Source organism: Devosia sp. (assembly GCF_039927955.1).
Lineage (GTDB): Bacteria > Pseudomonadota > Alphaproteobacteria > Rhizobiales > Devosiaceae > Devosia.
The window spans coordinates 20,894-29,202 of record NZ_JBDSUA010000063.1 but is presented as its reverse complement, the minus strand read 5'-3'; the positions used below and the strand labels follow the sequence as shown (position 1 = coordinate 29,202).

Here is an 8,309-nt window from a genome sequence, read left to right as displayed (position 1 = left end):
GCCGAAGCCGACAACGACCGGCGGAACTAGGCTATGCCCGGAGCCCGTTCCCGCCGCCGGATCGAGGCCAATTACTGGCCCGGCTTCGTCGATGCCCTGTCGAGCCTCCTGCTCGTCATCATCTTCATGCTATCCCTGTTCATGCTGACGCAGTTCTTTCTCGGCACCGAAATCCAGGGCAAGGACACTGCCCTCTCCCGCCTCAACAGCCAGATCGCCGAGCTGACCGACCTGCTGCAACTGGAACGCTCCAATTCCGACGACCTGACCTCCCAGATCGCCAACCTGCAGGCGACCCTGGCCACCACCACGGCGGAGAACCAGGATCTCACGGGCCAGCTTGCCGGCATCGGTACCGGCCTGGCCGGCAGGGACGAGGCCATTGCCGGGCTCAATGACGAATTGGCCGACGCCCAGGAAATGTCCGATGAGGCCAATGCCCAGGTTGCTTTGCTCAACCAGCAACTAGCGGCCCTGCGCACCCAGATCGGCGCGCTCGAACAGGCCCTCGACGCCTCCGAGACCCGCGATACCGAGTCGCGCACCCAGATCGCCGATCTCGGCAAGCGTCTCAACCTGGCTTTGGCCCAGCGCGTCCAGGACCTCAGCCGCTATCGCTCCGATTTCTTCGGCCGCCTGCGCCAGATCCTGGAAAGCCGGGCCGACGTGCGCATCGTCGGCGACCGTTTCGTCTTCCAGTCCGAAGTGCTGTTCGATCCCGGCAAAGCCGCCGTCAACGAAAGCGGCACGCCGGACCTCGACGCCCTGGCCGACGCCATCCTGCAGCTGGAAAAGGAAATTCCGCCCGATATCAATTGGGTGCTGCGCATCGACGGCCACACCGACCGCCGCCCGATCTCCAACGCCCAGTTCCCTTCGAACTGGGAACTCTCGGCCGCCCGCGCCATCTCGGTCGCCAAATACCTGGTCAGCAAGGGCATTTCCCCCAACCGCCTGATCGCCGCCGGCTTCGGCGAATTCACCCCCCTCGACCCCGCCGATACCGACGAAGCCTACAAGAAAAACCGCCGCATCGAATTCAAGCTGACGGAGGGGTAACGGGTTCGCTAAGTATCTTGATGAATCCAACATCAACTTCGGAAAGCTCGATGCGAAGTAGATATTGACCCCCAAGATTTATTTTCTTGGTCGCAGCGTATATTACAACACTTTCACCCTCTCTTTCAAAGAAAGTTCCGGAGTTGAAAATCCCATTTGCATCAAACGAAGGATACTCGGCGTCGTGAAGGTATTTTGTACCCCTGTTTTTGTTCAGTCCGTTAGATTTTATTATCATCTGAATTTCTTCATCCAAAAATATTAGGATGAACAAATAATCAAACTTTACTTCTATATTGCCAAATCCGATAGACGACCAAGAGTAATCGTGTAATTTTGTTGCAACCGTAGGCGTCTAAAACAAAAATAAACTGCACACGTGTAACGCAGAAAATTTAGCAATTTCAATTGCTAAACCAGAATATCATCCATCCTGAACTGCAACTTCGCCAGTTCGGCATAACGCCCGCCCTTGGCCACCAGCTCGTCATGCGTACCCTGATCCATCACCTGGCCACGTTCCATCACCAGGATCTTGTCGGCATCGCGGATCGTGGCCAGCCGGTGCGCAATCACCAGCGTCGTCCGGCCCTGCATCAGGTGATCCAGCGCCCGTTGCACCAGTTGCTCGCTTTGCGCGTCGAGCGCCGAGGTCGCCTCGTCGAGCAACAATATCGGCGCATTCTTCAGGATCGCCCGGGCAATCGCCAGCCGCTGCTTCTGCCCGCCCGACAGCGTCACCCCACGCTCGCCCACGATAGAGTCATAGCCGTGCTTGAGCTCCAGCACGAAATCATGCACCAGCGCCGCCTTGGCCGCCGCCTCGACTTCGGCCTGCGTCGCATCCGGCTTGCCGAAGCGGATATTGTCGCTGACCGTGCCGGCAAAAATCGTCGGCTCCTGCTCGACATAGGCAAAGCGCTGCCGCAAATCCTGCGGCAGTACCGCGCGCACATCCAGTCCATCGACCCGGATCGTGCCGCCGGTCACATCATAAAACCGCTGCAGCAGCGACAGCACCGTCGATTTGCCCGAACCCGAAGCGCCCACCAGCGCCACCGTCTGCCCGGCGCCGACCGCAAAGCTCAGATTGCTCAGCACGTCGCCACCTTCGCGGCCATAGCTGAAATTGACGGCCTCAAATTCCATCGTGCCCAGCGGCGGCTGCGGCATCGGCAATGGATGCTCGGCAACCTTGATTTCTGCGTCGGTCTGCAAAATCTCGATCAGTCGCTCAGTCGATCCGGCGACGGACTGCAACATACCCAACACTTCGGACACATTGGTCAAAGCACCCGACGCCATCAGCGCATAAATCAGGAACTGCGTCAGTTGCCCGACAGTAACCGAGCCCTCAAACACCGAGCGGGCGCCCCACCACACCATGAACACCACGGCGGCAGTACCGAGAAAGATCACCAGCCCGACCAGCACCGCACGCGCCAGCAGCCGGCTGACCTCGGCCTTGTAGCTGAGTTCGCTGCGCTCTTCGTAATTGTTGCCCTGCACCTGTTCCTGGGTGAACGCCTTCACCGTGCGGGTGGCCCCCAGCATTTCCGTCGCCATCGCCGAAAGGTCGGCCAGCGCGGTTTGCGTCCGATACGACATGCCGCGCAGCCGCTTGGTGAAGGCCACCACCGGCAGGATGATTGCCGGTGCGGCCACCACCACGGCCAGCGTCAACACCGGGCTGGTCAGGAACATCATGATCAGCGCGCCGACGATCGTCACCGTCGAGCGCAGCGCCAGCGAGGCGCTCGATCCCACGGCCGCACGCACGACCACCACGTCGCCATTCAGCCGCGAGGTCAGCTCGCCCACCCGGTGCGTGTCGAAATATTTGGCATCGAGCCCGAGCAGATGCTTGAACACCGCCACGCGGATGTCGGCCAGCACCCGCTCGCCCAGCACCGAGATGAAATAGAACCGCGCCCCGCTGGCCACCGCCATCACGCTGGCAATCAGCACAATGGCCCAGCCATAGCTGGCCACCTTGTCCAGATTTTGCGCCACGAATCCCTGGTCGACCACGCCACCCATCACCACGGGGATTGCCAGCGACGATACCGCCGAAATCAGCAGGAACAGCAGCGTCAGCGACAATCGCACCGGATAGCGCAGGATGAACGGCAGCAGCTTTTTGAGCGGCTCGATCTGCCGCGCAGCGGTCTTGCCAAGGGGAATGAAGGTTTCAGGAGCAGCTTCCTGCGGGGCGGCCTGGTCAGTCATCGGTTGGCTCAGCCATCCTCAAGCATCGGGTCAGCAGCGCCAGAACCTGCAACTATCAGCCTGGCATTGCTCTGCGTCCCTACATAGGCACTGGGTCAAAGCCCCGCAACCGCTTTTGCTGCACGCAAAATGGCGCGCCCAGCCCACTTGCAGTTTGCCCCCGCATTCTGTAGAAAGCGCGCCAACAGCAATTTGAATGTTCTCCGGGTGCCTCGGCGCCCGTTTGATTTGAGGCGACGGCCATGAAGAGCGACACCCACCCAGACTACCACATCATCAACGTGGTGATGACCGACGGCACCAAGTATCAGACCAAGTCGACCTACGGCAAAGAGGGCGACACGCTCCAGCTCGACATCGACTCCAAGACCCATCCGGCCTGGACCGGCGGTACGGGCCAGTTGCTCGATCGCGGCGGCCGCGTCTCACGCTTCAAGGAACGCTTCAAGGGCCTCGGCCTCTAAGATTTCCAAAATCGAATGCAAAGCCCGGCCCTCGCGCCGGGCTTTTTGTTGCTCAACGACTGAGTGAAAAAGCAATCGTCGCGATGATTTGGGTTGCGACGGGTGTGTCGAGTTTCAGGTCAGGCCGCGCCGAGAATGCTGAACTTCGAGAACCGGAGCGGAGCGCACGGCGGTACGCGAGCACCGGAAGCGGAGAAGTTTGGCATTTGCAGGCCGGTATCACCTGAAAATCGACATACAAGTCAGTCCCGGCCAAACGCCGCCTTGAGCCGCGAAAACTGGTCGGCAATGCCATTCGCCGTGCCGGCGTCGAATTCCGGCATTTTGCCGCGTTCGAGCTTGTCGAACTGCACGACCCGGTCAAACAGCCGGTCACCCTTGACGATGAAGTCGCGCAGGATCTGCGGCAATTGTTCATAGCCCGGACCGCCGCGTTCGGATGGGGTCGCAGAAAACTTGACCTTCTCCTTCTCGGACCGGGCGTTTTCAGCGGTGATCTCGCCTTCGTTTACGGCTCGCTGCAACAGCAACCAGGACGCCAGTTGCATCAGCCGCGTGGTCAGCCGCATCGATTCGGTGGCGTAGAGAAACGAGGCCTCGCGGACCAGAACCCGGCTGTCGCCGCGCCCGTCGCCATCGAGATAGGAAGCGACTTCCTCGATCAGCGTCATGCCTTCGCGATACAGCGTGTCGAATCCGCCAGACGCCACGATGCGTGGGCCGATCGATACTGCGCCGTTCTTGTCGCTAAAATCAGCCACGCGATCTCCTGAGCCTGAACTCTGGACCAAGTTTAGGCCCAAAATCGGGCAGCGTCACGCGCCACCCGGTCACAACCTGAAAAGATGTTTAAGATCAGCAACATGCACTGTTGCAAATTGCGTCCCAGAAAAGAAAAAAGAGCCGTCGAAACGGCTCTCGAAGTTAACAGGGAGGCGTCAAACAGAGGGAGAAACCGCTCTGAAAAATCCAGAAGAATCTGAATAATCAGAGGTTACCGCGAAGGTATTAATTGCCGGTTAACAGGAGTCGATTTCTTAACCGTGCCAGTTGGCAAAGCCCACACCATGGGTTGCTTGCCAAGTGTTGGCGCCAACATGCTGAATCGAAAATGAACAACCTGTTCCGGCCCCATGCAGTTGCGATGCCGTTATCTGGCTTGACCAAGCGTCAACCCAGGGAGAACTGCCATGACTGCCTCTGCCGATATTTCGCTCGCCGCTCTGCTTGTAGTCAGCCTGTCCTTCGCCATGCTCGGCGCCGCCTCGGCGGCCTCAGCCGTTCCCGCCGAAAGCCACGCCTATGTCAGCCCTGCTGCCAAGGTCGGCTTCAACCCGCAGCCAGATCCACCCGGCGACCAGCGCCCCGGCGATGGCTCGGTCAAGCCGGGCGACGGCTCAGTCAAACCTGCCCAGCACTGAGGCACCCGCACCCACCGGCCAGTCTCCCTCCCCCCTGTGGGGAGGGGTTAGGGGTGGGGGTATCGCCCCAAACATCATCCCTTAAAACTTGAACAGCGATTCCGCGGCCGACCGGGTTTTCCGTCGTGCCGCAATGGCCTCGTTCAACCGCCCGATCTCGCCCTGCAACAAGCTGATCCGCGCTTCCAGTTCTTCCACAGACATCGCATCGAGCAGCATGCCAAGCTCGTGCGCCTTGGGCTTTCTGACTTCGTCTGCGTCCATCTCGGCCTCCTGCGTTGATTGACCTGACTTTAGCCGTTGCTGGCACTCGATCAACCTGAACCAGCATCACGAACACACCGCATTCGCGTTCGATTGCTGACAATTTCATTGCGAAACAGCGGCAAAAACCATATATTCGTCGTGTTCCCCTCAGCATGTAGCAAAGAGGTGGAGCGGTCCGGAGGAAAACCGGCCGCGCCTGCAGGAGAATTCATATGTCCGCACCCCTGTTGATGCCGAAGGCGACCGCCGTATGGCTGGTTGATAACACCGCCCTGTCGTTCGAGCAGATCGCGGCCTTCTGCACACTCCACCCGCTGGAAGTGCAGGGCATTGCCGATGGTGACGTGGCTGGTGGCATCATGGGCGTCAACCCGATCCAGAATGGTCAGTTGACGCGCGAGGAAATCGAAAAGGCCGAGGGCGACCCGTCCTATCGGCTGACCCTGTCCGAACCCAAGGTTCGCGTTGCCGCTGCCAAGCGCAAGGGTCCGCGCTATACCCCGATTTCGCGTCGCAACGAGCGTCCCAACGCCATCAAGTGGCTGGTCCGCAACCATCCCGAGCTCAAGGACGCCCAGATCATGCGTCTGGTTGGCACCACCAAGTCGACCATCGACTCGGTGCGTGAATCGACTCACTGGAACGCCGCCAACCTTGCCGCAATGGACCCGGTGACCCTGGGCCTGTGCAGCCAGATCGATCTCGACCTGGAAGTCAAACGCGCCTCCAAGGGCGCCGTCGGCCCCGATGAGGCCGATGAAGGCACCACGCTGATGACGGCGGAAGAGGCCATGGCCCGTTCCGGCGCCCGCGCCCATCTCAACGAGAATGGCGAAGATGATATCGGCGGTCACCACGCCCCCGAACATCAGGAAGAATTCAACGCGGACAACGTGTTCTCCAAGCTCAAGTCGCTCAAGAACGATCCGGACAACTAGGCGCACGGCTCCAAACGATGCAGGCAGGGGACAGAATTGGAAAATAATCTCCTGCTTGCCATCTTCGTCCTCCTCGCCGCCAGCGTCGCACTGGTGCCCCTGGCCAAACGCGCTGGCCTCGGTACGGTGCTCGGCTATCTCGCCGCCGGTGTCCTGATCGGGCCCTATGGCCTGCGGCTGGTGTCAGACAGCGAAACCATCCGCAACGTCTCCGAATTCGGCATCGTCATGATGCTGTTTCTGATCGGGCTGGAACTGCAGCCCAGCGAAGTCTGGCGCATGCGCCACAAGCTGCTCGGCCTCGGCCTGCCGCAGCTTGGCGCCACCGCCGCAATCCTCACGCTGGTGCTGATCTCCGCCGGCCTGCGCTGGGAGCCTGCCCTGATCATGGGCCTGGCGCTGTCGATGTCCTCCACCGCCATTGCCATGCAGACCGTGGAACAGCGCGACATCACCAAGACCGACGCCGGCCGCGCCAGCCTCGCCATCCTTCTGGTGCAGGACGTGGCGGTCATCCCGATTCTGGCCGCCATCCCTCTCCTCGCCATGGCCAGCGGGCACGCCAATGTCGGAGCCGAAGTCCAGCAGGCCGTCCAGGACGTCACCCAGGCTGTAAAGGACGTTGAAAACCCGCTCGATTGGTTCACGCCCTTGATCCTGATCGGCGCTTTCATCGTCGCCATCATCGGCGGGCGCTATCTGGTGCGTCCAGTGCTGCATTTCGTGGCGCTCACCGGCGTGCGCGAAGCCTTCACCGCCTTTGGTCTGGCCATGGTCATCGGCGCTGCCCTGCTCACCCAATATGTCGGTCTGTCGCCGGCACTGGGTGCTTTCATTGGCGGCGTCCTGCTGGCCGACAGCGAATATCGCCATGAGCTGGAAAGCAATCTGGAGCCCTTCAAGGGCCTGCTGCTCGGCCTGTTCTTCATCTCGGTGGGCATGTCCATCGCCTTCTCGGTGCTGGTCTCCGACCCACTGCGCATTGGCGCGCTGGTTTTTGGCTTCGTCTGCGTCAAGATCGCCGTGGTGTTCACCCTGGCGACGCTGTTCCGCATGCACCTGGCCGATCGCCTGCTGGTCGCCATCCTGCTCAGCCAGACCGGTGAATTCGCCTTCGTCATCCTGCAATTTGCCCAGAGTGCCGGGGCGATCGAACCGAACATCTACAATCTGATGACCGTGGCCGTGGCCCTCTCCATGGCCACCACGCCGTTGTTGCTGCTGGCGTTCGACCGGCTGGTGGCCCCCCAACTCGATGCCCGCCATGCCCCGAAACAGCATGACATCGCCTCCATCGATAGCCGTCAGGAAATCGTTGTGCTTGGCTATGGCCGCTTCGGCCAGATCGTCACCCGCATGCTGCGCTCGCAGGGGTTTGACATGACCCTGATTGATGATGACCCGGCCCAGATCGAACTGGTCAAGCGCTTCGGCGTCAAAGTGTTTTACGGCGACGCCTCGCGCCTCGACCTGCTGCACGCCGCCGGCGTTTCCAAGGCAAGGCTGGTGGTGATTGCCGTCGGCGGCCGCGAACGCATCCTCAGCATTGCCCGCATGGTTCGCCGCCACTTCCCCCATGTCACCATCGCCGCTCGCGCCATTGATCGTGGCCATGCCCATGAACTGATGGATATGGGCGTCGAGGTGTTCGAGCGCGAAACCTTCCTGTCGGCCATCAATCTGGGCGCCAAGGCGCTCACCACCCTGGGCTATGATCAGGCCCATGCCGAAAAGCTCGCCCGGGCCTTTGAACATCACGACAACAAGCTGCTGGCCGACTCATTCAGCGTCCGCAATGATGAGGATGCCTATGTTGGGCTCGTACGTCAGTCGATGGGCCTGCTCAGCGACGCCATGAGCCACGACACGCCAACTGTTATTGCCAAGCCTTCCCCACCGCCTGCCGATTAGGCAGCTCCTACCGGACTATT

Annotated in this window: 8 protein-coding genes; 5 read left to right on the top strand and 3 right to left on the bottom strand. The window is 60.6% G+C overall.

What is annotated here, in order from left to right:
• Positions 1-33 precede the first annotated feature (33 nt).
• Complete coding sequence (locus ABIT12_RS15715; protein WP_348044585.1) at positions 34-1,059, top strand: peptidoglycan -binding protein; 1,026 nt, start codon at positions 34-36, stop codon at positions 1,057-1,059.
• A gap of 411 nt (positions 1,060-1,470) precedes the next feature.
• Here ABIT12_RS15715 and ABIT12_RS15710 read toward each other — a convergent pair whose 3' ends face one another.
• Positions 1,471-3,288, bottom strand: coding sequence for an ABC transporter transmembrane domain-containing protein (locus ABIT12_RS15710; protein ID WP_348044583.1), 1,818 nt, complete (start codon positions 3,286-3,288; stop codon positions 1,471-1,473).
• 242 nt (positions 3,289-3,530) lie between these two features.
• Here ABIT12_RS15710 and rpmE point away from each other — a divergent pair, with 242 nt between their 5' ends.
• Entirely contained in the window at positions 3,531-3,752 is a 222-nt protein-coding gene (gene rpmE / locus ABIT12_RS15705; RefSeq protein ID WP_348044581.1) for a 50S ribosomal protein L31, read from the top strand.
• Between the two features lie 242 nt (positions 3,753-3,994).
• Here rpmE and ABIT12_RS15700 read toward each other — a convergent pair whose 3' ends face one another.
• The gene (locus ABIT12_RS15700) at positions 3,995-4,513 is read right to left on the bottom strand and encodes a DUF1465 family protein (protein WP_348044579.1); all 519 of its coding nucleotides are present in this window, start codon (positions 4,511-4,513) and stop codon (positions 3,995-3,997) included.
• Positions 4,514-4,942: 429 nt separating this feature from the next.
• Here ABIT12_RS15700 and ABIT12_RS15695 point away from each other — a divergent pair, with 429 nt between their 5' ends.
• The gene (locus ABIT12_RS15695) at positions 4,943-5,173 is read left to right on the top strand and encodes a hypothetical protein (protein WP_348044577.1); all 231 of its coding nucleotides are present in this window, start codon (positions 4,943-4,945) and stop codon (positions 5,171-5,173) included.
• Between the two features lie 81 nt (positions 5,174-5,254).
• Here ABIT12_RS15695 and ABIT12_RS15690 read toward each other — a convergent pair whose 3' ends face one another.
• On the bottom strand, positions 5,255-5,437 hold the full coding sequence (locus tag ABIT12_RS15690; RefSeq protein ID WP_348044575.1) for a DUF1192 domain-containing protein: 183 nt from the start codon (positions 5,435-5,437) through the stop codon (positions 5,255-5,257).
• 215 nt (positions 5,438-5,652) lie between these two features.
• Between ABIT12_RS15690 and ABIT12_RS15685 the strand changes: the two genes are divergently transcribed.
• Both ABIT12_RS15685 and ABIT12_RS15680 read left to right on the top strand, forming a co-directional pair.
• A complete protein-coding gene (locus ABIT12_RS15685) occupies positions 5,653-6,378 on the top strand; it encodes a cell cycle transcriptional regulator TrcR (RefSeq protein WP_348044573.1) in 726 nt (241 codons plus the stop codon).
• A gap of 36 nt (positions 6,379-6,414) precedes the next feature.
• Positions 6,415-8,289, top strand: coding sequence for a monovalent cation:proton antiporter-2 (CPA2) family protein (locus tag ABIT12_RS15680; RefSeq protein WP_348044571.1), 1,875 nt, complete (start codon positions 6,415-6,417; stop codon positions 8,287-8,289).
• Positions 8,290-8,309 lie beyond the last annotated feature (20 nt).